16 protein-coding genes and 3 pseudogenes are annotated in these 23,554 nt (G+C 59.1%); 15 read left to right on the top strand and 4 right to left on the bottom strand.

Annotation, left to right across the window (positions count from 1 at the left end; translation table 11 throughout):
- Positions 1-72 precede the first annotated feature (72 nt).
- Positions 73-864, bottom strand: a complete 792-nt coding sequence (locus tag BLO97_RS01680) for a TIM barrel protein (RefSeq protein WP_092344592.1) — start codon at positions 862-864, stop codon at positions 73-75.
- Positions 861-1,883 (bottom strand): Gfo/Idh/MocA family oxidoreductase, encoded by a 1,023-nt coding sequence (locus tag BLO97_RS01685; protein ID WP_092344594.1) that lies wholly within the window; start codon positions 1,881-1,883, stop codon positions 861-863. Before BLO97_RS01685 ends, BLO97_RS01680 begins: the two co-directional genes overlap by 4 nt.
- A gap of 194 nt (positions 1,884-2,077) precedes the next feature.
- Here BLO97_RS01685 and BLO97_RS01690 point away from each other — a divergent pair, with 194 nt between their 5' ends.
- From BLO97_RS01690 to BLO97_RS01745, 13 genes and pseudogenes are all read left to right on the top strand, one after another.
- Complete coding sequence (locus BLO97_RS01690) at positions 2,078-4,069, top strand: sigma-54 interaction domain-containing protein (protein WP_092344596.1); 1,992 nt, start codon at positions 2,078-2,080, stop codon at positions 4,067-4,069.
- 194 nt (positions 4,070-4,263) lie between these two features.
- Positions 4,264-5,505, top strand: a complete 1,242-nt coding sequence (locus BLO97_RS01695; RefSeq protein WP_092344598.1) for a cyclic di-GMP phosphodiesterase — start codon at positions 4,264-4,266, stop codon at positions 5,503-5,505.
- Between the two features lie 823 nt (positions 5,506-6,328).
- A pseudogene (locus tag BLO97_RS32135) lies at positions 6,329-6,937 on the top strand (methyl-accepting chemotaxis protein); the annotation flags it as partial.
- A gap of 11 nt (positions 6,938-6,948) precedes the next feature.
- Entirely contained in the window at positions 6,949-7,317 is a 369-nt protein-coding gene (locus BLO97_RS01705) for a response regulator (protein ID WP_013692986.1), read from the top strand.
- 32 nt (positions 7,318-7,349) lie between these two features.
- On the top strand, positions 7,350-7,667 hold the full coding sequence (locus tag BLO97_RS01710; protein ID WP_092344600.1) for an STAS domain-containing protein: 318 nt from the start codon (positions 7,350-7,352) through the stop codon (positions 7,665-7,667).
- 16 nt (positions 7,668-7,683) lie between these two features.
- A complete protein-coding gene (locus BLO97_RS01715; RefSeq protein WP_092344602.1) occupies positions 7,684-9,813 on the top strand; it encodes a chemotaxis protein CheA in 2,130 nt (709 codons plus the stop codon).
- A gap of 891 nt (positions 9,814-10,704) precedes the next feature.
- Positions 10,705-11,376: pseudogene (locus BLO97_RS32140) on the top strand (HAMP domain-containing protein); the annotation flags it as partial.
- Positions 11,377-11,388: 12 nt separating this feature from the next.
- A pseudogene (locus BLO97_RS32145) lies at positions 11,389-12,225 on the top strand (methyl-accepting chemotaxis protein); the annotation flags it as partial.
- Between the two features lie 3 nt (positions 12,226-12,228).
- Positions 12,229-12,741: a chemotaxis protein CheW gene (locus BLO97_RS01725; protein WP_063321782.1), complete on the top strand. Its 513-nt coding sequence runs from the start codon at positions 12,229-12,231 to the stop codon at positions 12,739-12,741.
- A gap of 75 nt (positions 12,742-12,816) precedes the next feature.
- Positions 12,817-13,341 (top strand): chemotaxis protein CheW, encoded by a 525-nt coding sequence (locus BLO97_RS01730; RefSeq protein ID WP_063321781.1) that lies wholly within the window; start codon positions 12,817-12,819, stop codon positions 13,339-13,341.
- Positions 13,338-14,141, top strand: coding sequence for a CheR family methyltransferase (locus BLO97_RS01735; RefSeq protein WP_092142317.1), 804 nt, complete (start codon positions 13,338-13,340; stop codon positions 14,139-14,141). The genes BLO97_RS01730 and BLO97_RS01735 overlap by 4 nt, the downstream gene beginning before the upstream one ends.
- Positions 14,142-14,202: 61 nt before the next feature.
- On the top strand, positions 14,203-14,655 hold the full coding sequence (locus BLO97_RS01740; protein WP_086936772.1) for a chemotaxis protein CheD: 453 nt from the start codon (positions 14,203-14,205) through the stop codon (positions 14,653-14,655).
- A complete protein-coding gene (locus BLO97_RS01745; protein WP_092142314.1) occupies positions 14,652-15,728 on the top strand; it encodes a protein-glutamate methylesterase/protein-glutamine glutaminase in 1,077 nt (358 codons plus the stop codon). The genes BLO97_RS01740 and BLO97_RS01745 overlap by 4 nt, the downstream gene beginning before the upstream one ends.
- Positions 15,729-15,743: 15 nt before the next feature.
- Here BLO97_RS01745 and BLO97_RS01750 read toward each other — a convergent pair whose 3' ends face one another.
- The gene (locus tag BLO97_RS01750; protein ID WP_092221693.1) at positions 15,744-16,373 is read right to left on the bottom strand and encodes a response regulator; all 630 of its coding nucleotides are present in this window, start codon (positions 16,371-16,373) and stop codon (positions 15,744-15,746) included.
- Positions 16,370-19,366, bottom strand: coding sequence for a sensor histidine kinase (locus tag BLO97_RS01755; protein WP_256571567.1), 2,997 nt, complete (start codon positions 19,364-19,366; stop codon positions 16,370-16,372). Before BLO97_RS01755 ends, BLO97_RS01750 begins: the two co-directional genes overlap by 4 nt.
- 203 nt (positions 19,367-19,569) lie before the next feature.
- On the opposite strand from BLO97_RS01755, the gene BLO97_RS01760 reads away from it, so the two are divergent.
- Both BLO97_RS01760 and BLO97_RS01765 read left to right on the top strand, forming a co-directional pair.
- Positions 19,570-22,470 carry a sensor histidine kinase gene (locus tag BLO97_RS01760; protein ID WP_092344606.1) on the top strand — a complete coding sequence of 967 codons (2,901 nt, stop codon included), beginning with the start codon at positions 19,570-19,572 and terminating at the stop codon, positions 22,468-22,470.
- On the top strand, positions 22,455-23,516 hold the full coding sequence (locus BLO97_RS01765) for an HD-GYP domain-containing protein (protein WP_092142299.1): 1,062 nt from the start codon (positions 22,455-22,457) through the stop codon (positions 23,514-23,516). Before BLO97_RS01760 ends, BLO97_RS01765 begins: the two co-directional genes overlap by 16 nt.
- Positions 23,517-23,554: the final 38 nt, after the last annotated feature.

The raw sequence follows: 23,554 nt of genomic DNA on the forward strand, positions 1-23,554 counted from the left end.
TCCTTTTGTTGTTATGAGTTGTACGTCACCAAGAGATGAAAATCTGCCGCACGTCTTGAACACGGCGCGGCTTTATCCATCAAGCGTGAAAGCCTGCCGGAAACGCTCCAGCGCGACCTCGCTGTCACCGCTGGCCCAGCCTTCGAGGCCGACGACACCGCTGTATCCCATTCCGAACAAGGCCCTGGCAATGGCGGGATAGTGGATTTCACCGGTGCCGGGCTCCATGCGTCCCGGCACATCGGCGACCTGGATTTCGCCGATGGCGCTGCCGGCGCGCTGGATCAGTTCGATCAGGTTTCCTTCGCCGATCTGTGCGTGATAGAGGTCCAGGTTCATCTTCAGGTGCGGGCTGCCCACGGCTTCGATCAGCGCCAGGGTATCGTCAGCGCGGGCGAACGGCGTACCCGGGTGGTCGACTGCGGTGTTGAGATTTTCCAGCAGGAACACCCGACCCGCGTCTTCGCCCAGGCGGGCAATTTTTTCCAGCGTCTTGCAGGCGCTCAACCACATGCGCCCGGTGGTCTGGGCCACGGGTTTGACCGGCAGGCCCTGGTCACCCAGGCCGGTGCCATGCAGGTTCAGGCTGGGGCAGCCCAATTGAGCGGCGACCGCCAAGGATTCCTGGGCGCTGTCGAGCAGTTGCTGGATGCCCTCGGGATCGGTCAGGTTGCCTGAGATGTAGCCGGTCATGGAGGTGAAGTCCGCGCCGCTCGCTACGAGGGCTTGGATGTCCTTGGTCGTCCAGTTCCATATCTCGACGCTGAAGCCCAGGGCATGAATGCGTTTGACACGCTCGATGAAGGGCAGGTCGAGGAAGACCATTTCGGCGCTGATCGCCAGTTTGAACGGGCTGAAACTCATGACCGGGCTCCTTGCACGCGCACCGCCTTGCCCTGTTGGAAGGAATCGATACAGGCACGGGCAATGGCCAGTGCCGCCCGCGCGTCTTCACCGCTGGCAAGAGGTTTTTCACCGCTGCGCACGCAGTTGGCGAAGTGGTTGAGCTCGGCCACATAGGCATCCCGCAGCAAGTCGGTGTCCATGCGCTGGGTGTCGGCCTGGACCCCATTGGCCAGGTACCGCAGCAAGTCGGAATCGTTGACGTTGCCCATGGTCAGCATGCCAGCGCTGCCGAACACTTCGCCGCGGACATCGTAGCCATACACGGCCTGGAAATTGGCCTCGGCCGTGGCGATGGCGCCATTGTCGAAACGGATGGTGACCACCGCGGTGTCGAGAAACCCTTTGTCCTTGTAGGCCGGAGCGATCAGGGCATCGGCCATCACAAAAACCTCAACCGCCTCGGCGCCCGGATTCAGGTAGCGCAAGGTATCGAAGTCATGGATCAGGGTTTCCAGGAAGATCACCCATTGCGGCGACGCGGCCGGGTTGTTCAGCGCTGGGTCACGGGTCAGCGAGCGCAGCAGTTGGGGTGTACCGATCCGGCCGGCAACCACGTCCAGGTGAGCGGTGCGGAAACTTTTGGCAAAGCGGCGGTTGAAGCCGACTTGTAGCGTCACCCGTGCGTCGGCAGCGGCGGCGATGGCGCGGTCGGCTTCGTCGAGGGTGATGGCCATCGGTTTTTCGCAGAACACGCCTTTGCCGGCCCGGGCCGCACTGATCACCAACTCGGCATGGCTGCGTGCCGGAGCGGCGATCAGCACGGCGTCGATGTCCGGGTCATCGAGTAATTGCTGTGGGTCGGTATAGACCTTCCGCACGTCCAGTTCTGCCGCCAAGCGTGCGGCTTGGCCGGGCGTAGGGTCGGCGATGGCGGCGAGGCAGGCGCCGGGGATGTGCCGGGCGGCGGTCAGGCCGTGAAAACTGCCCATGCGGCCGGCGCCGATGAGGCCAAGGCGAAGGGTCTTGGATGTGCTCATGAACATGACTCCCTTTATTGTTTTAGCGACTCGGCGGTAAGAATGTCCTCGTCTGTGCAAGCAGGGAGCAAGCGCTGTGCCAATAATTAACTTATTGATATTAAAGGGGATTTATTTGGTTTTATTCAAAATCATGTTCATTTAAATGACATGTCTATACTGACATGTCGAAAATATGGACATGGGGCCGAATAATGAACCAGCAACCTGCAGCATTGAGCGCCGAAGACCGTGACTACCTCACCACGCTGGGCCCCGCGGCGTTGAACCAAGGGCCAGGCACTGCGCTGGATGAGGCTTGGCGCGCGTGTTTGCAGGGAGCTATCGAACGGCCTGCGGGGATCCGCCGGGTGATTTGGGAATCCTGGTTGCGCAGCGTCCATGCCGGCCTCGACCCAGAAGACGGCGAGTACCGTTTTGTCGCGCCTGCCGACCTGACCGCGACACTGGCCGCCAACCGGGTGCTGATCGCCGCTGCGGCGCAAGTCATGCGCGGTTTGCTCGCCTATAACCCCAGGGGCCATATCAACCTGACCGATGCCGAAGGCACGACGTTGTATTTCTGTGGCCTGGACCTCACACCCATCGGCAGTCGATTGCTGGAGTCGGTACAGGGCACCAACTGCACCGGGCTGGCGATTGTCGAAGACCGTTTGGTGTATGTGCTGGCCGAGGAGAACTTCGGGCTTGGCCTGCGCCAGCGCCGGATGCATTGCGCCGCCGCGCCAATCCGCGATGCCCAAGGCCGGACGCTGGGTATGTTGACCTTGACGGCAGAGCCCGGCTGGTTTCATTTCCATACGTTGGGCACCGTCCAGGCTGCGGCCGAGGCGGTCTCCAGGCAGATGGCGCTGCAAGCCTTGCTGGAAGAACAACAGACAGTCCTTGAGGTGCTCAACGAGGGCTTGGTGGTTTTGGATGAGCAGGGCCGCATCAAGGCCCTCAACCATTACGCTCGACAACTGTTCCGCGTCGGCCATGACCTGCTCGGCAGTCCGTTCAAGAGCCTGGGCCAGAGCGAATTGACCGATGCAGTCCTGCTCGCGGGCGGGGACGGCGTGCGCGACCTGGACTGCACCTTTGAATTGCCTGACCGCAGCCATCTGGCCTGCCTGGTGTCGGTCTGCCCGCTGGAGCAAGGCGGGCGGATTGTGTCGTTGCGCGAGAACCGACGCATCCGGGAAATCACCCGGCGGATCATTGGCACCCAGGCCAGCTACACCTTCGAAACCATCCTCGGCCGTTCACAGGCGATTGAGGATGCACTGCACCTGGCGCGGGTTGCCAGTCGCAGTGATTCGACCACGCTGATCCTCGGTGAGAGCGGCACTGGCAAGGAGCTGTTCGCCCAGGCCATCCATAATGGCAGTGACCGTTGTGGCGGGCCTTTTGTGGCGGTTAATTGCGGCGCCATTCCCCGTGACCTGGTGCAGAGCGAACTGTTTGGACATGTCGAAGGCGCTTTCACCGGCGCGGCGCGTGGTGGGTCGGCAGGCAAGTTCGAATTGGCCGATGGTGGGACGATCTTCCTGGATGAAATCGGTGACATGTCCTTTGATGCGCAGGTCAGCCTATTGCGTGTCCTGCAGGAAGGCGAGGTGACACGGGTGGGGGCGAAAAAATCGCTGCGGGTCAACGTGCGCATCATCGCCGCCACCCATCGCAACCTGAGCCAGGCCGTGGCCGAAGGCGCCTTTCGTGAGGACCTTTACTACCGGCTCAACGTGCTGAACCTGACGGTGCCGCCACTGCGGATGCGCCGCGAAGATGTACCGTTGCTCGCGCGGCATTTTCTCGCGCGGTGCGCGCGGTCGCTACGCAAGTCGATGCAGGACCTTTCGCCCGCGGCGCTGGACATGCTTGGCGCCTATCACTGGCCAGGCAATGTCCGTGAGCTGGAAAATGTCATTGAGCGGGCGACCAACCTGGCGATGACTGAACTGATCGAGCCGAGCGATCTTGCCCTGGAAATCAGGCAGCGAGGGCGCCCATCGACATGGGGAAGTGCCCCCGGGCCGCGGATGGCGCCGGACCTGGGCACCCATGAGATGAATGCCATTATCGCCGCCCTTAAAGACACGCGCGGAAACATCCGCCTGGCTGCTCAACGGCTGAATGTGTCGCGTGGCGGGTTGTACAACAAGATGAGTCGGTTTGGGCTCAAGGTTGATGCGTTCCGTTCTTAGTGGGTGACGCATAGTAGGAATATCCCTACACGACCCTCTGTATTCCCTAGTCCTAAATAAGATTGCTCCGATTATTCATGGGGTGGCACCTAGCTATTATTCAAGGGCTGGGGTGGCATCCTGGTGCGAATCCAAGACAACCGCGCCTCGGGCAGTTCAGGGTGAGCGGTTGCGGACAGAGGAGGATCTGCATCGTGTTGAAATATATCGGTGTGACCGATCTTTGCGTAGGAATGTATGTCCAGGAGCTGTCCGGTTCCTGCATAGAGCGTCCGTTCTGGAGCAAAGGCTTCCTGATTCAGAATGAGGAGGTGCTGGAGAAAGTCATTGCCTCGGACATTGATGGTGCATGGATCGACCTGTCCAAGGGAGTGGACGTACAAGCCTCTGCGCCTGCTGAACCCACTGTGCAGGCTCAGCAGTCCCCGCGCTTGCCGACCCGATCGTGCACCGAAGTACCCGGACCGCGTCCGAGGGTGGCAATGAGCGAAGAGTTGTTGAGGGCGGTCAACCTTTGCTCCAGTTCCAAGGCGGCTGTCATGGAGATGTTCGGCGACTTGCGCATGGGCCGGATCGTTCAACTGGATCGAGTCACGGACATGGTGGGTGAAATCTCCGACTCGCTGTTACGTCATCCTGATGCACTGCTCAGCCTGGTGCGCCTCAAGACCGTCGATGAATATACCTACATGCATTCGGTAGCCGTCTGTGGGTTGATGATTGGTTTGGCACGTCAGTTGGATTTACCGCCGCTGCTGGTACAAGAAGCCGGGCTGGCGGGCTTGCTGCACGACGTGGGCAAGATGGTGATACCCGCGGCCATCCTGGCGAAACCATTGCCCTTGAATGACACCGAACACATGACGATGCGCAGGCACCCCGAGGAGGGTGCCAGGATGCTGGCGGATAGCAGGCATTTCACCTCCCGTGTGCAGGACGTTTGCTTGCATCACCATGAGAAGGTCGACGGCAGTGGCTATCCCCATAAGTTATGTGGCACCCAGATCAGTCTATTCGCGCGCATGGCCGCTGTCTGTGATGTGTATGACGCCGTGACGTCTGACCGTCCTTATCGGGATCGCTGGGGCCCCGCCGAATCGATTCGAAAAATGGCGGGATGGAGCGGGCATTTCGATCAGAAAGTGTTTCACGCCTTCGTCAAATGCATTGGTATCTATCCGGTTGGTGCTTTGGTTCGCCTTCAAAGTGGCAGGTTGGCGGTGGTAATGGAGCAACACGCCGATTATTTGCTCACGCCCAGGGTGAAGGTTTTCTACTCGGCGTCGAGTCGTGTGCCGCTGCCTCCCGAATGTATTGATCTGGCCTGTGGGCAGGACAGCATCGTCAGCATTGAGTCGGAGAAGACCTGGGGCTTCAAGAGTCTTGAAGCGCTCTGGGTGGCCACGGGGCAGGGCAGCGAGTCGCGATTTGGCTGACGCGTGCGAGTCCCAGTTTGTTTACCAGCGCCTGTCGCTGGTTTTTTTTGCTGTCGTTTTGGGGGGCTGTCACCTTCGGGTAGGAATTCTCCTACCGCACCAACCGCAATCCTTAGGTGTAAATCAGGATGCTCCGATAGTTTCGCCGCCATCACTTGGCCATTATCTCTCCAAGTCAACAAAACCAGGCATCCCAAGGGTGGATGTCTTGCGCGGGGTCCCGTCGGATCCGCACTGAACTGGAGAGATGAAGGTGAAAGGACAGGCAATTTCTTCCCCCCTGATCTTGATGCTCCCCGCGGGACTGACGGGAGTGCTCGGGTGTGTCGCGATTCTGGTCAGCACGGACTTCAGTCTGCGCAATGCAGCCAGTTGTGCACTGGTCTTGCTCGGCGCGTTGCTGATGGGGGTGTGGAGCCTGCGTTTATTGAGCAATCGGCCGCACGCAGAGCAAGGCGACGATCAGCCACTTCACGTTGCGCTGACCGCTTCGCCGGATGAAGGATTGGGCGAGGTATGCGCGCAGGTACTGCCGATCTGGAGCCACCAGATCGATGCAGCGCGCATCCTCAGCGAGGAGTCGATCCTCAAGCTGAGTAGCCGCTTCGCGACGCTGTCGGGGGACATCAGTGCTTCTGCCTCCCACGGCGCGGACCAGAGTTCGGGCGCGCGGTTGCTGGAAATTCTTGAAGTCGGCCAGCGGGACCTGGACTCGATCATGGTTGCCCTTCGCGATGCGCTTTTGCGCAAGGAGTCGCAACTCAAGGAGGTAATGCTCCTTTCCGATTTCACCTCTCAATTGCAGGAGATGGCCAAGTTCGTCGGTGATATTGCCCAGCAGACCAATCTGTTGGCACTCAACGCCGCTATTGAAGCGGCGCGGGCAGGGGATGCCGGACGCGGCTTCGCGGTAGTGGCGGATGAGGTACGCAAACTGTCCAGTTTATCCGGGGGGACGGGGCAGAAAATCAGCGAAACGGTCAATGCCGTCAACGCTGCCATCTCTCGCACCGTCGAGCTATCCCAGCACCAGGCGCAGCAGGATTCGCAAACCCTGGCTCATTCAGAGCAACTGGTGTCCCAGGTGATCGAGCACTTCCGGCACAACGCCCAGGCCATCGTCGATACCAGCAGCAGTCTTCAGCAGCAGAGCGAAAACGTTGCCAGCGAGATATCGGGGGTGCTGGTCGCCCTGCAGTTCCAGGATCGAGTCGGCCAGATGCTTTCCCTGGTCAACAACGACCTTGGCAAGCTGCACGGGCATATCGTCGAACGCCAGCAATTCGCGCTCGCCGGCGGCTCACCGGCCCCGATCATCGCGGATGCCTGGCTTGAGCAATTGGCAAGCACCTACACCATGCCTGAACAGCATGCGATCCATCACGGTAAGCCTGTGGTGAGCAGTACTTCATCCGAGATCACTTTTTTCTAGGGAGTTTCCCCATGAGCAAAACCATCCTGATTGTCGATGACTCTGCTTCCATTCGCCAAGTGGTGAGCATCACCTTGAAGGGCGCCGGATACGAGGTCATCGAAGGTGTTGACGGTCGTGACGCCCTGACCAAGCTCGACGGACGCAAGATCCACCTGATTGTAAGTGACGTGAACATGCCGAACATGGACGGCCTCAGCTTCATCAAGGCCGCTAAACAACTGCCGGCCTACAAGTTCACGCCCGTGATCATGCTGACCACCGAAACCGGAGAGGCCATGAAGCAACAGGGCCAGGCCGTCGGTGCCAAGGCTTGGATGGTCAAGCCCTTCCAACCGGCGCAGATGCTCGGTGCCGTCTCCAAACTGATCATGCCGTAGCACCGCCCAGAGTCCCTGGAAAGGAGGTTGTCATGACAAACACCACGGCTTGTCTGCGTCGGATTCTGGTTCTCGAAGGGCCGCTGACCATTTACACCGCAGCCGAACGCAAAGACCTGTTGCTGGAGCTGTTTCCGTTGGCTCAGGAAGTCGAAATGGATCTGGGCGGCGTGGACGAAATGGATACCGCCGGGCTCCAGTTGTTGGTGCTGATCAAACAGGAGTCGCTGCGCCAGGGTTCCAACCTGCTGCTGAGCAACCACAGTACGGCGGTGCTTGATGCACTGGACATGAGTGGGTTGCACAGCTTTTTCGACCAGTCGGCTCCGGCCCTTCAGCAGAGAGGTTGAAGCCATGAGTTCGCCCATGAATCTGGACGACGTGCTACGAACGTTCATCGCCGAAAGCCAGGAGCTTTTGCTGCTGATGGAGGAGGCGTTGCTGCAGATCGAACAGGCGCCGGATGATGTCGACACCATCAACGCCTTGTTTCGCGTCGCCCATACCATCAAAGGTTCTGCCGGCCTGTTTGGCTTCACGCCGATCGTTGCCTTTACCCATGTGGCAGAAAGCGTGCTGGATCGGGTCCGTGGACATGAACTGCGGGTGGACGAATCGCTGAGTGCCTTGTTCCTGGACGTGCGGGACCACTTGTGCACGCTGATTGAATTGCTGGCCAGCCACGGCGACCTGCAAGGCATGACCGCAGAGCACGAGCGGCTGGGAGCGGCGTTGGTCGAGCGTCTCAACCGCTACCTGGAACCCAGTCCAGAACCGGTGCAGTCCCTGGCAACGTTCGAACCGCTGCAATCGACTTGCGCCGTGCATTGGCATATCTCCCTTCGCCTGTGTCCCGACGTTTTGCGCAACGGTATGGACCCGCTGTCGTTGTTGCGTTACCTCAGCAGTTTCGGCCAGATCAGCGCGGTCGTGTGCATCACCGAGGGCATGCCGGATATCTCGGCGATGGATCCGGAAACGTGTTACCTGGGATTTGAGCTGGGGTTTGTCAGTGACGCCGACCAGGCCACCATTGAAGGGGCCTTCGACTTCGTTCGTGAGGGCAGTCAGATCTGCGTGTTGCCGTGCAACGGTGACCTGACCGGCTTGCGGGCTTTGATCGGTCGTCTCGATGCCGAGCCCGATGCCATGGTCGAGGCCTTCATCGCCTGTGGTTCCGTCACCCGTGAAGCCTGGCTGGCCAGTCCTTCTTCTGGCGAGTCGACAGCCAATGCGGTTGCCCCCGTGGCACCAGACCAGGCAGCCCGCGAGGACGTCACCAAGAGTCGGGGGGCAAAAGAGGCCCGTCCGGCCGAAGGTAATCTGATTCGGGTCGACGCCGGAAAACTGGATCAATTGATCAACCTGGTGGGCGAGCTGATCATCGCCGGCGCTGGCGCCAATCTGGGGGCCATCCAAAGCGGCATTGGCGAGTTGATTGAAGCGACCAGCTCGCTCTCGCGTCTTGTCGAGGAGGTGCGTGACTGCGCCCTGACCCTGCGGATGGTGCAGATCGGCGGCACATTCAACCGCTTCCAGCGGGTGGTGCGCGACGTCTCCAAGGAACTGGGCAAGGACATCGCCTTGCAAGTACTCGGCGCCGAGACCGAGTTGGACAAGACGGTAGTCGAACGCATTGGCGATCCCCTGACCCACCTGGTGCGCAACGCCATGGACCACGGCATCGAATCTTCCCAATTGCGCCGAGACCGTGGCAAGCCGGAGCAGGGCACGGTTCGCCTCAACGCTTATCACGAGGCCAACAGCATCGTCATTGAAGTCAGCGACGACGGTGGTGGCCTGAACAAGCAACGCATCCTGGCCAAGGCGATGGAACGCGGTCTCGTCGCCGAAGGGCAATCGCTGACCGATGGCGACATTCTCAATCTGATTTTCGAGCCAGGCTTCTCCACTGCCGACCAGGTCAGCAACCTGTCCGGGCGCGGCGTGGGGATGGATGTCGTCAAACGGAACATCGTTGCCCTGCGCGGCTCGGTCAATCTGGAAAGCGAAGAGGGCGTAGGCACCACGGTGCGTATCCGCCTGCCGCTGACCCTGGCCATCATCGATGGCTTTCTGATCGGGGTAGGCAATGCCTCTTATGTCGTGCCGCTGGACCTGGTCGAGGAGTGCATCGAGCTGTCGACCGACGACGGCAGCAGTCAGGACTTCCTGGACTTGCGAGGCTCGGTTCTTCCAGTCCTGCGCCTGCGCGAGATGTTTGCCATCGACGAGCCTAACCATGGCCGTGAAAACATCGTGGTCGTGCATTACGCGGGGATGCGGGTGGGCCTGGTCGTCGATCAATTGCTGGGAGAGTTCCAGACGGTGATCAAGCCGCTGGGCAAGATTTTCGGTACGGCCCATGGATTGGGCGGCTTCACCATCCTGGGGAACGGAGCAGTAGCGTTGATCCTGGATATTCCCAAACTACTCGGGCAAGTCGCCAGCCGGCAGAAACACGGTATGACCCTCAGCCCTGAATTGACTCAATAGTTCTCCCTGGAGTACAGCATCATGACCGTCAAAAAAAATATCTCGCTGCTGGTCGCCTCAGCCCTGTTGGGCATCCTGATTCTGGTCAGCCTCAGTCTTTACCTGATGGGCGGGGTCAGGAGCACGGCCAGCTATGCGCAAGTCAACACAGTGCCCAGCCTGCAGTTGCTGGATCACGTGGCCCTGGCCCTGGCGGACAGCCACAGCCGGCAATGGCAGAGTCTGTCCGGAACCGCCGGAAGTCCCCAGCAAAGCGACAAGGAAACGGTGCTCCAGGCGCTGGATCGCTACCAGAAAGAGTTCGTCTCCGATGATCATGATGCGACGCTGCTCAGCGCCTTGCGCAGCACGGTCAATGAATACAACCGAGGCACGGAACGTTTCGATAATGCCCTCAAGAATGCCGTCCCTGAAGCCCGTAGTCTGCTGCTCGACCTGGAGGTGACGCGCGAAAAGGTCACTTCCGCCTTGAACGATATCCGTCAGTACAACCTGGACCTGGGGCGCAAGAATGCGGCGGTCGCGGCATCGACCGAACAGACGGCGATCTACAGCATCGCGTTGGTCGGCGGCGCCACCTTGCTGGTCATCTGCTTGCTCGGTTTCTTCCTGGTACGCCGGCTGCTCCACACATTGGGTGGCGAGCCCGATGATCTCCGGCGGGTGGCCGAGCGGTTGGTGGCCGGGCAACTGGATGTGCAGGGCGGCAACAATGGCCCTGAACGTACCGGGCTGATGGGCTCCCTGGACCGGCTGAGCGGGACCTTGAACCAACTGATCAGCGAAATGAATCACATGTCCGCAGAGCACGATAAAGGCGACATCGACGTGCAGATCGATGCGGCGCGCTTTGCTGGCAGCTATGGACTGATGGCCCAAGGCATCAACGATATGGTCAGTGGGCATATCAGCGTCAAGAAGCAAGCCATGGCCTGCATCAAGTCGATCAGTGAGGGCGACCTGCAGGCGTCCCTGCAAGCGTTCCCCGGCAAGAAAGCCTTTATTAACGTCACCATCGAGCATCTTCGCAGCACCATCACGGCGTTGATCGAAGAGATGCATCACATGTCGGACGAGCACGAGAAAGGCGACATTGATGTGCAGATCGACGTACAGCGATTCCAAGGCTCGTACCGTCAGATTGCCCAGGGCATCAACGACATGGTCAATGGTCACATCAGCGTGAAGAAACAGGCCATGGCTTGCATACGTTCCTTCGGCGAAGGTGACCTGTCGGCACCCCTGGCCCAGTTCCCGGGCAAAAAAGCCTTTATCAACGACAACATCGAGCAACTGCGCCGCAACGTCCAGGCGCTGATCGAAGACACCCAGATGCTCAGCGAGAATGCGGTAGTCGGTCGGCTCGATACCCGTGCGGACAGTACTCGCCATCAAGGGGATTTCCGCCGCATCGTGGCGGGGATCAATAGCACGCTGGACTCCATCGTTGCCCCTCTCAACGAGGCGATGGAGGTCATGGTGGCCCTGTCCGGTGGTGACCTGACCCGCAGCGTCAAAGGTGATTACCAGGGCAGCCTGCAAGACCTGAAGCACGCGGTCAATGAAACGGTGAGCAAGCTTTCGCAGATCATTGGCGAGGTGCGCAGTTCCGCCGATTCGCTGTCCAGTGCCTCGGAAGAGATTTCCGCCACGGCCCAAAGCATCAGCCAGTCGGCTTCGGTACAGGCGGCGTCGGTTGAAGAGACGTCGGCGTCGATGGAACAGATGTCGGCGTCGATTTCCCAGAACACCGAGAATGCCAAAGTGACCGATGGCATGGCCGGCAAGGCGAGCAAGGAGGCAAGCGAAGGTGGACAGGCCGTCAAGGACACCGTCTCGGCCATGAAAACCATCGCCGAGAAGATAGGAATCGTTGATTCGATTGCCTACCAGACGAACCTGCTGGCGCTCAACGCGGCCATCGAAGCGGCCCGTGCCGGCGAGCATGGCAAGGGCTTCGCGGTTGTCGCCGCTGAGGTGCGCAAGCTCGCCGAACGCAGCCAGGTCGCGGCACAGGAAATCGGCCAGGTGGCCAAGAACAGTGTTGCCCTGGCTGAGCGGGCCGGCAACCTGCTTGATGAAATCGTGCCCTCGATTACCAAGACCTCTGATTTGGTTCAGGAGATTGCCGCTGCATCCGAAGAGCAGTCCATCGGCTCGGAGCAGATCAATACCGCCATGTCGCAGATGAGCCAGATCACTCAACAAAACGCCTCGGCGTCCGAAGAGCTGGCTGCTACCGCCGAGGAAATGAGTAGCCAGGCCGAGCAGTTGCAAGAGTTGATGGGCTTTTTCACCTTGCAGGGTCGGGTTGCGGTTTCCGCCGTTCCACGGGCCGCTTCCTCCAGTCTGGGCGGCATGCAAAGCAGTGAGCATGCCCAGGAAGGCGGTTTCATTCGCTTCGGGAGTTGAGACATGGAACCTGCAGTCTTGAGCCATTTCGAGCATGCGCAGCAGAATCCGTGTGACAGCGAATTCCTGCAATTCCTGACGTTTGTATCCGCCAGGGAGGTCTATGCGATCGATACCTTGTGCGTGCGAGAAATCATCGAGTACGGCCAGGTTACGAGCGTACCGATGATGCCGGATTTTATCCGCGGAGTGATCAATCTGCGCGGTTCGGTGGTGCCGGTGATCGATCTGCAGGCGCGCTTTAGCAAGGGCGCCACGCAGCAAGGCAACAGAACCTGCATCGTTATCCTGGAACTGGTTCAGGAAGACGAGCCGCAAGTGCTGGGTATCGTGGTCGACTCGGTGAGCGAGGTGATCGAAATCGAGTTGGCCGACATCAAGGCCGCTCCGGCGATCGGAAACCGGATCCGTGAAGACTTCATTCGAGGGATGGTCAAGGTGCGAGGTGCGTTCCTGACTGTGCTTCAGATCGACCAGGTGTTGTGTGTCAGTGAGATCGCTCGCCAGTTGCACTGAGTTGTAGCGCTCAGGCATGCCTACGTTGTCTTGAGATGGATGCTGCCGTCTACGGTGGATCCCTAGGAGTGAACCATGTCCATATCTGCCTCGCGCCTGCCTGCCCCGGGGACGGCAGCGCCACAGTACCTGACCTTCAGCGTGGGCCAGGAGATGTTCGCGGTAGGCACCCTGTGCGTACGGGAAATTGTCGAATACGGACCGATTACGCCGTTGCCGATGGCGCCAGCGAAGGTTCGCGGCATCACCAATCTGCGCGGAGCGGCCATTCCTGTGCTGGACCTCGGGCTGTGTTTTGGGGGCGTCCAGACCCTGGAAAACCCACGTACCTGCATCGTCATGCTGGAGGTCCACGGCAGCGGCGGCGCAGGCCTGGTGGGCATCATCGTGGATGCAGTCAGCGAAGTGCTGGAGATACCGGCCGAGCAGATCGAGCCGGCACCGGCACTCCAGGGCCGCCTTAGTCCTGCATTTGTGGTGGGAATCGGCAAGCTCAGTGACCGTTTCGTCTTGTTACTGGACATCGAGCACATGCTCAGTAGCGAGGACTGGTCGGCGCTGCTCCCTTCGAACATCAACGCCGACGGGCTAAGACCATGAACGTCGTGCTCTCCGACAACGAGTTCCAGCAGTTTCGAGCAATGATTCATGAAATCGCCGGGATCAGCCTATCCGTTGCCAAGAAACAGCTGGTCAGCGGCCGCCTGGCCAAGCGCTTGCAGTTTTTCAACTTGACCACCTACGGCAGCTATTACCGCTTGTTGATGAAGGACCGGACCGAGTTGCAAATGGCAGTGGACTTGCTGACCACCAACGAAACCTACTTTTTCCGCGAACCCAAGCATTTTGAGTTTCTGCGCGACGTGGTACTTCCCGAACTTCGTGGCAATGCCCCGGTACGTATCTGGAGTGGTGCCTGTTCCACGGGGGAAGAACCCTACACCCTGGCCATGGTGCTGGCCGACAGCCTGGGCACCCGGCCATGGGAGATCCTCGCTTCCGATATCAGTAGCCGGGTGTTGGAAAAAGCCCAAAGCGGACGCTACCCACTGGACGGTATCCGCGGCATTCCCGAGGCGTTGTTGAACAGGTACTGCCTGAGGGGTGTGGGCAGCAACAACGGCATTTTCATGGTCGACCGCGCGTTGGCGTCACGGATTACCTTCACTTCGATCAACTTGAACAATGCGCTGCCTTCGGTAGGGCAGTTCGACGTGATCTTCCTGCGCAATGTGATGATCTATTTCGATAACCAGACCAAGTCTGAAGTGGTGAGGCGCTTGAGCAAACACCTGCGGCCAGGTGGCTACTTCATCGTGAGTCATTCGGAAAGCCTGAATGGCATCAGCGATGAATTGCAGTTGGTCAAACCCTCTATCTACCGCAAACCGGACGCTTGAGATGGTTCAGGTGACCGAATATTTCTTGCAGCCCGGTGATGTGGCGTTCGGAGGACGCCAAATGCGCTTATGTACCGTGCTGGGGTCTTGTGTCGCCCTGGTGTTTTGGCATCCGCAACGCTTGTTGGGCGGCATGTGTCATTTCATGTTGCCTCGTCGGGGCGGGCGCGGCGCGGGACACCTGAACGGTCGTTACGCGACGGATGCGTTGTTGCTGTTGTTCGAGTGCATTCATCAGGCGGGCGCTCGGCCCGAGCAGTTTGAAGTGAGTCTTTTTGGCGGGGCTGACATGTTTCCCGGGGTGTATCGCGGTGACGCTACCGGGATCGGCCAACAGAACGTCAATGCCGCCAGGAGCCTGATCCAGGACCATGGGTTGCAGTGCCGGGCCTATCACGTCGGTGGCCAGGGGTATCGCCACCTGGTGTTCGATGTAGGCACTGGATGCCTTCAACTCAATCATGCCGACTCGGTACGCAAAGTATTCGAGTCGCCCAAGAGTAAAGCCATATGACGGATATCAAGGTCTTGATCGTGGATGATTCCGCCGTGGTGCGCCAGGTGCTGAGTGCAGCCCTGAACCAGGCCAGTGGAATCCAGGTTATCGACGTCGCCGCCGATCCGGTGTACGCCATGGAGAAGATGAGCAGGCAATGGCCTGACGTCATCGTGTTGGACGTCGAGATGCCACGAATGGACGGCATTACCTTCCTGAAAAAACTGATGGCGCAGAAGCCTACGCCGGTGGTGATCTGTTCGACGCTGACCGAGAAGGGCGCCAAGACCACCTTGCAGGCACTGGCGGCTGGTGCCGTCAGTATCGTCACCAAGCCGCAATCCAACCTTCGACAGTTCCTGACCGAAAGTGCGGACGATCTGATCCAGGCCGTCAGGGCCGCGGCAAAGGCCAACCTGCGGCGGGTAGCGGGCGCCCGGGCGCCTGTCGACGTACCGCCCCGGCTCAGTGCCGACTCGATTCTGCCCCCTGCGTCCGTGGCCATGGTGCGCACGACTGAAAGTATCGTTGCCATCGGTACTTCCACCGGCGGCACCCAGGCCCTGGAACAGGTACTCCAAGGATTGCCGCGGGTGTGTCCGGGCATTGTCGTGGTGCAGCACATGCCAGAGAAATTTACCGCCGCATTCGCCGAGCGCCTCAATCACGTTTGCGAAATCGAGGTTCGCGAGGCGGTACAGGGTGATCGCATCATTCCCGGGCGGGCGCTGATCGCACCGGGTGGCACCCATATGCTGGTCAAGCGCAGCGGTGCCCAGTACCAGGTGGATATTGTCCAGGGACCTCCCGTCAGCCGACATCGACCCTCGGTGGATGTCCTGTTCCGTTCGGTCGCACGCAGCGCCGGCAGCAATGCCCTTGGAATCATCATGACGGGCATGGGCGATGATGGTGCTCGTGGCCTCAAGGAAATGCGCGATGCCGGCGCCAGGACCCTGGGGCAGGATGAAGACTCTTGTGTGGTGTATGGCATGCCACGCGAGGCCTTCAAGCTGGGCGCGGTCGAGCGCGAGTTGCCACTGGAGCAGATTGCTTCGGCCATCCTTGGCGTTCGCGGACATCAGCCCTGAGATCGTGCCGTCGTTTCAGACCAGTCCTTCGTTCAAGGCGTAGCGCACCAGGTCTGTGCTGGTGGCAAAGCACATCTTCTCCATCAGCCGAGTCTTGTGGGTGCTGACGGTTTTATTGCTGATCACCAGTTGTTCGGCGATTTGGTTGACGCTCAGCCCTTGAGCCAGCATGCGCAGGATCTGGAATTCACGCGAGGTCAGGCTCTGCGAAGCGCTTTCGGGCGTTACGCCGCTGCTCTGAAGGGCGATCTGCTCGGCCAGTTGTGGATCGAGATAGCGCGCGCCGGTGCTCACCTTGCGGATCGCTGCCAGCAGCGCTTCCGGGTCGCGGTCCTTGGTCATGTAGCCCGAGGCGCCGGCGCGCAGCGCACGTTGGGCAATGTGGGCTTCATTGTGCATGCTCAAGATGAGCATCGGCAGCTTGGGGTAATGGGCGTGGATACGGCCGATCAGATCCTCGCCACTTGAACCGGGCATGGTCATGTCGAGCAGTAGCACGTCGATGTCTGTGTGGCGCAGCAACTCCAGGACCTGGGCACCATTTTCCGCTTCCGCCACCACGGAAAAATCCTTGACCAGCGCGAACAGTTGCTTGAGGCCTTCGCGCATGATCGTGTGATCGTCGGCCACCATTAAACGGATCATGAGTCGTGACTCCTTGAGACAGGTACGCGCAATTGAACGGTAGTACCGCTGCCGATGCTGCTGGAGATGATGGTGGTCCCTCCCAAAGTCAGGCCCCGTTCGCGCATGCCCAGCAAGCCGAGGGTCCTGGACGATTGTTCACGTTGCTCGAAGCCTTTGCCGTTGTCGGCGATTTCCAGCGACCAGCCATTGTCGCCTTGCTCAAACGTGATATTGACCCGGGTGGCTTCGGCGTGCCGGGCAATGTTGGTCAGCGACTCCTGGGCGATTCTAAATGCGGCGGTTGCGCTGGCATCGTCCAGGCGAATTGTCGGCGGATGAATCTGCAGGTTGCAGTCGATGCCCCATTGCTGCTTGAAGGTGTCGGTCAGCCATTCCAGGGACGCGGCGATACCCATGTTGAGGATGGAAGGGCGCAGGCTGGTGGAAATATTTCTCACCACCTGCACCGTCTGGTCGATCAGTTGCAGCAGGCGTGCGACTTGTTCACTGAGCTGGGGCAGTTGTTCGCCGTACTGGAAGCGCAGCAGCGAAGTGCCCATGCGGATTGCGGTCAGATGTTGCCCGAGCTCATCGTGGATCTCCTGGGCGATCAGCTTGCGTTCCTCTTCCCGCGCACTTTCGCGGCTGGACATCAATTGGCGCAGTTGCTTGTTGAGCGATGCCAGGCGCAGTTCGGCCAGGCGCAGCTGTGATATATCGCGAACGACCGCCAGCACGGTGGCAATTTTCCCCTGGATGTCCTGCTCGGGAACGAGGCTGATGTGATAGACGCGTTGCAGTCGATGCTGCTCGGTGAGCACATACTCATGCTCCAGGGGCTGGCCCTTTTCCACGGCTTCGATGACGGCTGCATGGAACAATTGGCTCTGCAGGTTTTTCGGCAGAATTTCGAGCAGGTCCTTGTGCAGCAAGTCGATTTGCGGGCGATCCAACCAGGTTTCCAGCGCCGGATTGATGAACAACAGTTCACCCGTTCGACTCAGGCGTGCAATACCATCTGGAGAGTTCTCAACCAGTGTGCCGATTTCCTGCTGCCGGGCCAGTTCGTTGCGCTGCGCTTCCCGGATATCGGTGATGTTGCGAGCAATGCATACCAGGCGATGCAAGTGCCCATTTGAATCGGCGACGGGCACCAGATTGAAATGCACAACGAGTGAGCGCTGACCGCAAGGCAGATGCGCATCCAGTTCGATGGGCGCGCCCACGGCAATGCAGTGCAGACAGATAGCCTCGACAATACTTGCGGCTTCTTGCTCCAAGCATTGGCCCAACGGTTGGCCGATCATGTCCGAATGGCTCTTGGCGAGCATCTCGCACAGCTTCGGATTGGCCTCCAGGCAACTGAGTTGCTGGTCGGCATCCACCGCGAGCAGGCAAAGCATGTCTTGTGAATGGTCGAAGACTTCGCGGTAACGACGTTCGCTTTGGGCCAGGTGGCTGTGGGCTGAGCAGCGTTCCCAGGCGATGGCAGCGATATGACTGGCCATTTGCGCATGCTTGCGGTCCTGCTCGCTCAGTGGGGTGTCGTCACCGACGAACAACAGGATGGCGCCCAGCGTGACGCCGGTCTTATTGATCACCGGTTCTACCCAGCAACCCCGGTAGCCTGCCTGCAAGGCGGGCTGGCTGAAAGCGAAGCCCGAGGCATCGCTTCTCAAATCGGCGATGAAACGATGGTGTTCGAACAGCTCGGGATGTCGATCGAGATCTTCGGCCAGGCAGGTTGCAATCGAGGGCGTATCCGTAGGCGGCGCGCCAGGGGAGTCGTCGCCAGGGATAGCCTTGAACGCCATGGCGTTGTGAAACTCGGGTGTCAGAATATCCAGGTAGGCGCCGAGCAGGGGCAGCACCTCCAGGAGAGAGTCGTGGGTGACCATCTTCTGGAAAATGGCCGAGCGCGCATTCTCGGCGCGCTCCTGCCGGCGCAACGCACTGATATCCTGGGCGGTGACCAGCACCCCGCACAGCTTGCCTGTTTCGTCATGCTCCGGGGTCAGGTTGCACAGGAAATCCATGGAACGACGTGAATGCGAGTCCTTGTTTTCCAGCAGAAACGTGTTCGCTACGCCGGTTGATAACGTGAGTTCCACCTGCGTGCGAAAGTACTCGTCGAGCTGATTGGGCGTCGAGGCGCGTTCGGTGATATGAGTGTTGGGAAAACCTCGGGCGCGTTCAAGCTCTGGATTGGCATAGATCTGTTGTCCTAGCCGGTTGTAGCGAAGGATGATGTTTTGTGAGCTTTTGGCCAGTGAGAGGTACTTCTGTTCGTTATTGAACAATGCCTGGCGCAAGGCGAGATGTTCACTGATGTCTTCCAGCTGCGATACGAAGTAAAGTGCTTCAGCATCAGCGTTACGGGCGATGCCCACGGTCAGGCGTGCCCACAGCGTGCTGCCGTCCTTACGGATGTAGCGTTTTTCCAGTGTCAGGCTTGCGCGGTGTCCCTGGATGAGCCTGTGCAATTCTTCCTTATTGAGGTCGGCGTCGTCCGGATGCGTCAAACGCTGGAAAGAGGTGGCGCGAAGTTCTTCTTCGGTGTAGCCAAGCATCTGGCACAGCATTCGATTGGCCGCGATCCATTCACCGCTCATCCGCAACAAGGCCAGGCCCGTGCCGGCGGAGTCGAACGCCAAGCGATAATCCTGTTCGGCAAGATGGATGTGTTCGGCGCGGTGGATCTTTACCAGGTAGGTGGATTGTTGCGCTTTGTAGTCGAGCTTCACACTCAGCGTGTCGCCACCGGCCGACATGCCCTGGAAATGCCAGCTACCCTTGAGTCGGGCATGGGTGATGTGCTGTTCAAACATCAGCGGCTTGAGGGAAAACAGGGAAGGCAAGGGAACCAGGAATGCGGCGGTCTCGCTTAGCCCCAGCAATCCGCTGGCGCAGTCGTCCATAATGAGCAGGGCCCCCTGGGCATCCAGCAACAAGACACCCACGTCATCCGCACCCTGCGTGTCCGGTGTTGCTACCGCAATGGCTGAATCCATTCGTCCATCCTCTGGTAACCCGCTCTTGAGCATAGCTTAAAGTCTTGAGAGCAAAATCCAGTGTTCGACTATGGTCATAAGGCTGCTCACGGTTTTTTGTCCGCGGACGAAAGGAGCAGGGTTCCCTTGGACAGATATCAAGGATGAGACCACAATGATGTCATTGTGATATCGAGCGTGTGGCCAGCGCAACGAGCGTGCCTATGCAAGCAGCTTCAAAGAAGAGGGTCAGTTTGCGCAGATGGATCTGGCGGGCATTTGCCAGTACCAGCCTGTTGCCGCTCGTCTTGGTAGAAGGCGTGCTGATCACCACTTACTTCATCACGAACCAGTCCATTCGAAATTCCCAGATCGAGCACCTGCATCAAAGTGCAACTCGCGACATACAGGTATCGGTTCAGCAGAATGCGCTGTTGGTGCAAGGACAATTGGAGCAGGTTCACAAAGCGATCAGTCTTTATGCCAAGTCCACTGAGCATGAACTCACCGAAAACCAGCCTCCCGTGGCGGCATCGCTTGCAGTAAGTGCCGATGGTGTCCGCTACAGCGCAGCGAACGACGGGGCGTCCGCCTCGTATTATTCGAATGTCACCCCGCTGCAAAAGCAGGACCTCTACAAGATATCGCTGCTGGCGAACCAGGACTTCATGATGAAGCAGTTGAAGGACGGGGATCCTCTGATTGCCAGCATCTATTTCAATACGTGGGACAGCTATAACCGGATTTATCCCTGGTTTAATACGCTTGAGCAGTACCCACATGATATGGACATCACCCAATACAACTTCTACTACTTGGCCGATGCAAAACATAATCCTGATAAAAAAGTAGTCTGGACGGATGTCTACCTGGATCCCGCCGGCCAGGGGTGGATGATGTCTGCCATTGCGCCGGTCTACAGCGGCGACTTCCTGGAGGGCGTAGCCGGGGTCGATGTAACGGTCGACGGGATCTTGAAGCAAATCGAGCAGTTGAAGATGCCTTGGGGTGGCTACCTGATGCTGGTCAACAATAAGCTCGATATCATGGCCGTGCCCAAGGCGGGGCAACGTGATTTTTCCCTGCGAGCCGCCGAGAACCAGCCCGCTGGAGAGCCTGTCGATCACGAGCGCTTGCAATCGCCGGATTTGAACCTCACTCGTTATCCGGACCTCGCCAGTCTCAATAAGAACTTGCCGGGCCATCCAGAGGGCATCGTTGCGCTGACGTTGAATGGACGGCCTCATCTGGTCGCCTGGAGTGGGATCCCCACCACCGGCTGGCTCTTGTTGGCGGTAGTGGACGAAGCCGCGGCCATGCAGGAAACCAATCTGCTGGCCAGTCATTACCGCGATGTGGGGTACCTGTTGATCGCGGGGCTGGTGGTGTTCTATGCCTTGTTCTTTGCCTTCATGTGGTGGCGTACGCGTGACCTCAGTCGCCAGTTGAGCACACCGGTGCAAGGGGTCTCACGCATGATGCGAGAGATCGGCCGGGGTAACTGGCAACCAGCGGCAAGTCCTTCCGATATCACCGAACTGTGGTCAATGTCCAACCAGGCACTGGGGATGGGCAGGCAGCTGGCCCAGGCCGAGTTCATTCGCAGCTCCACACAGCAACGTCTGGAGTTGGTCATGGAGAGTTTTGCCGAAGGGCTCTGGGAGTACTACCCGAAACGGCAGCGTTTTATTCTCAAGGGTGCCCTGTGCCAGCGCTTCGGTTTTGCCGCCAATGAAGTGCCCATGGCGACATTGCTGCAGAGCATTCCCATTGAGGATCGGCAAACCTTCACCCAGTTCCTGGAAGAGGCCAGGGGCAGTGCAAGCGTGGCGCCGGAAGTGGAGTTCCGGATCAGGGACGTGCATGGAAAGCTGATCTGGATCCTTTGCCGGGGCCGTACGCTGGAATCCTCCCGGCTGGAGGATTCCAGTGTCGTGGTCGTGGCGTGTGTCGACATCACGACACTCAAGCAGACCCAGTTGGATCTGCGGGAGAAAACCCTGGAGGCAGAGGCCGCCAGTACCGCCAAGTCCAAATTCATCTCCAGCATGAGCCATGAGCTGCGGACGCCATTGAATGCGATCTACGGGTTTGCCCAGTTGGGGCTCATGCAGTCGCCTGCCCCGGCATTGGAAGAGACGGCCAACCTGCAGGAGATCATCAAAGCCAGTGAGCACCTCATGCAGTTGGTGGACGATCTGCTTGATCTCTCCAGCTTGCAGGCCGAGAAACCCCTGCTCGATCTCAAGCCCGTACACGTGGCAAGCCTGTTATCCAGCTGCGCTGACCTGGTCCAGCAGCAAGTCGCGGCGCATGGCCAGACCTTGCACATCAATGTTCCTCTGGATACATGGCATGTCTGGGCGGATAAGCGCCGCCTCAAGCAGGTCCTGATCAATCTGTTATCCAATGCAATCAAGTACAACCGGCCAGGTGGAGACGTCACTCTGGGGGCTTCGGTTGTCGAGGACGGAGCCAGGCTTCGTCTTTATGTGACAGATACCGGGATGGGCATTTCCCCGGCTTTGCAGGGCGAGCTGTTCAGGCCCTTCCAGCGTTTGGGAAAAGAGAACTCGTCCATCCCGGGAACTGGCATTGGCTTGGTGTTGTGCCGAGACCTGGCGCTCCTGATGCACGGCACCATGGGCTTCGAAAGCGACGTCGAAGGGGGGACGACTTTCTGGATCGACATGTGCTCGGCGGCGCTTCCTGTGCCGGGGAACGCGTCCAAAGTGTCGACGATAGCCTTGCCACGCGTCCTGTTGGTGAGTAACGACCCTCAGGATGGTGACGTGGTTCGAGAGGCGTTGATCGGCGATTTTGAGTTGGATCGGGTCAATACCTTGGCCGATGCCAGTCTCGTGCTTGATGCCACGGCGGTCAGCGTATTGATCGTCGCCACTACCGACCCTGTACCCGTGCTGAACACTTTTTTCAGCGGCTTGCGCACGAGTATCCCAACGACTGCAATGTCGATCATCGTGGTCCGTGCGGCCGTCGATCACGCTTCGGTTGGCCACCTTGAATGCCAGGCCATCGTCGCTTCTCCATTGGAGAGGCAGAGTATTCGTAGTCTGGTCTTGACGCTCGCCACGGGGAGGGCGGATGTATGTTTGCCAAAGTAAATTCGCAAAGCAGGATCGTCATTATCGACGATGTGGCCACCAATCTCCGGCTTCTGGATTCATGCTTGCGAGCCGTGGGCCTGCAGAACATCACCACATTCAGCGACTCTGCCAAAGGACTGGACTGGTTGCTTGCGAACGCCTGGGACCTGCTGTTGTTGGACCTGGACATGCCCGCACCCGACGGCTTCGAGATCCTTGATCGCCTCAATACACGTGACCGCACGGAGTCACCGGTCATCATCGTGACGGCCTTGAGTGATCAGCAGAACAGGCGCAAAGGATTGGAAAGGGGCGCCAACGACTTCATCTCCAAACCCATTGATCTTCCTGAAGTGTTGCTCAGGGTGCGTAATTGCCTGGAGCTGGCGCAGGCGGCCAAGCTGCTGCGCGACGTCAATGCTGAACTCGAGCGCAAAGTGGAGCTGCGCACGGCCCAGCTGGCTTCCAGCTACAAGGCGATCAGCAGCAGCTTGAGTCGAGCAGCCAGCTATCGTGATGACGACACGGGGCAGCATATTATCCGTATTGGCGAGTCCGCGGCTTTGTTGGCCAAGGCTATCGGCATGCCCGCTCAATGGTGTGACCTCATGAGGATGGCTGCACCGATGCACGACGTTGGAAAAATTGGCATTGTAGATGCCATTCTGCAAAAGCCTGGAGCATTGACGCCGCAGGAGCGGGTGATCATGCAGGAGCATGCCCGCATTGGTTATGAAATCCTGCATGACCCAGAGGGTTCGCCGTTGACGGACCTGGCAGCGGAAATTGCCCTGTCGCATCATGAGCGTTGGGATGGCACCGGCTATCCAAAGGGATTGCGGGGCAAGGAAATCCCGTTATCGGCAAGGATTGTGTCGATATGCGATGTGTATGACGCCATAAGGATGCCTCGAGCCTATAAGCAGGCTTGGGATGTCGAGTGCTCAAGGCGTTTCATCACTGATCAAGCCGGTACCCAGTTCGATCCTTTCCTGGTGGACGTCTTTTGTAATCTCTTTGACGAAATAGATCGCTTGCGCCTGCCCGATGCGCGAGAGGGCTGATGAGACCCGGGAGATGTCGCCGATGATCCGGGTGTCTG

It is taken from the genome of Pseudomonas sp. NFACC05-1 (assembly GCF_900100135.1).
GTDB classification, from domain to species: domain Bacteria; phylum Pseudomonadota; class Gammaproteobacteria; order Pseudomonadales; family Pseudomonadaceae; genus Aquipseudomonas; species Aquipseudomonas fluorescens_Q.

Excerpts from the sequence above, each read along its gene's own strand:
- BLO97_RS01680 (WP_092344592.1), bottom strand. The coding sequence starts at position 864 with ATGAGTTTCAGCCCGTTCAAACTGGCGATCAGCGCCGAAATGGTCTTC.
- BLO97_RS01685 (WP_092344594.1), bottom strand. The coding sequence starts at position 1,883 with ATGAGCACATCCAAGACCCTTCGCCTTGGCCTCATCGGCGCCGGCCGC.
- BLO97_RS01690 (WP_092344596.1), top strand. The coding sequence starts at position 2,078 with ATGAACCAGCAACCTGCAGCATTGAGCGCCGAAGACCGTGACTACCTC.
- BLO97_RS01705 (WP_013692986.1), top strand. The coding sequence starts at position 6,949 with ATGAGCAAAACCATCCTGATTGTCGATGACTCTGCTTCCATTCGCCAA.
- BLO97_RS01710 (WP_092344600.1), top strand. The coding sequence starts at position 7,350 with ATGACAAACACCACGGCTTGTCTGCGTCGGATTCTGGTTCTCGAAGGG.
- BLO97_RS01715 (WP_092344602.1), top strand. The coding sequence starts at position 7,684 with ATGAATCTGGACGACGTGCTACGAACGTTCATCGCCGAAAGCCAGGAG.
- BLO97_RS01725 (WP_063321782.1), top strand. The coding sequence starts at position 12,229 with ATGGAACCTGCAGTCTTGAGCCATTTCGAGCATGCGCAGCAGAATCCG.
- BLO97_RS01730 (WP_063321781.1), top strand. The coding sequence starts at position 12,817 with ATGTCCATATCTGCCTCGCGCCTGCCTGCCCCGGGGACGGCAGCGCCA.
- BLO97_RS01735 (WP_092142317.1), top strand. The coding sequence starts at position 13,338 with ATGAACGTCGTGCTCTCCGACAACGAGTTCCAGCAGTTTCGAGCAATG.
- BLO97_RS01740 (WP_086936772.1), top strand. The coding sequence starts at position 14,203 with ATGCGCTTATGTACCGTGCTGGGGTCTTGTGTCGCCCTGGTGTTTTGG.
- BLO97_RS01745 (WP_092142314.1), top strand. The coding sequence starts at position 14,652 with ATGACGGATATCAAGGTCTTGATCGTGGATGATTCCGCCGTGGTGCGC.
- BLO97_RS01750 (WP_092221693.1), bottom strand. The coding sequence starts at position 16,373 with ATGATCCGTTTAATGGTGGCCGACGATCACACGATCATGCGCGAAGGC.
- BLO97_RS01755 (WP_256571567.1), bottom strand. The coding sequence starts at position 19,366 with ATGGATTCAGCCATTGCGGTAGCAACACCGGACACGCAGGGTGCGGAT.
- BLO97_RS01760 (WP_092344606.1), top strand. The coding sequence starts at position 19,570 with ATGCAAGCAGCTTCAAAGAAGAGGGTCAGTTTGCGCAGATGGATCTGG.
- BLO97_RS01765 (WP_092142299.1), top strand. The coding sequence starts at position 22,455 with ATGTTTGCCAAAGTAAATTCGCAAAGCAGGATCGTCATTATCGACGAT.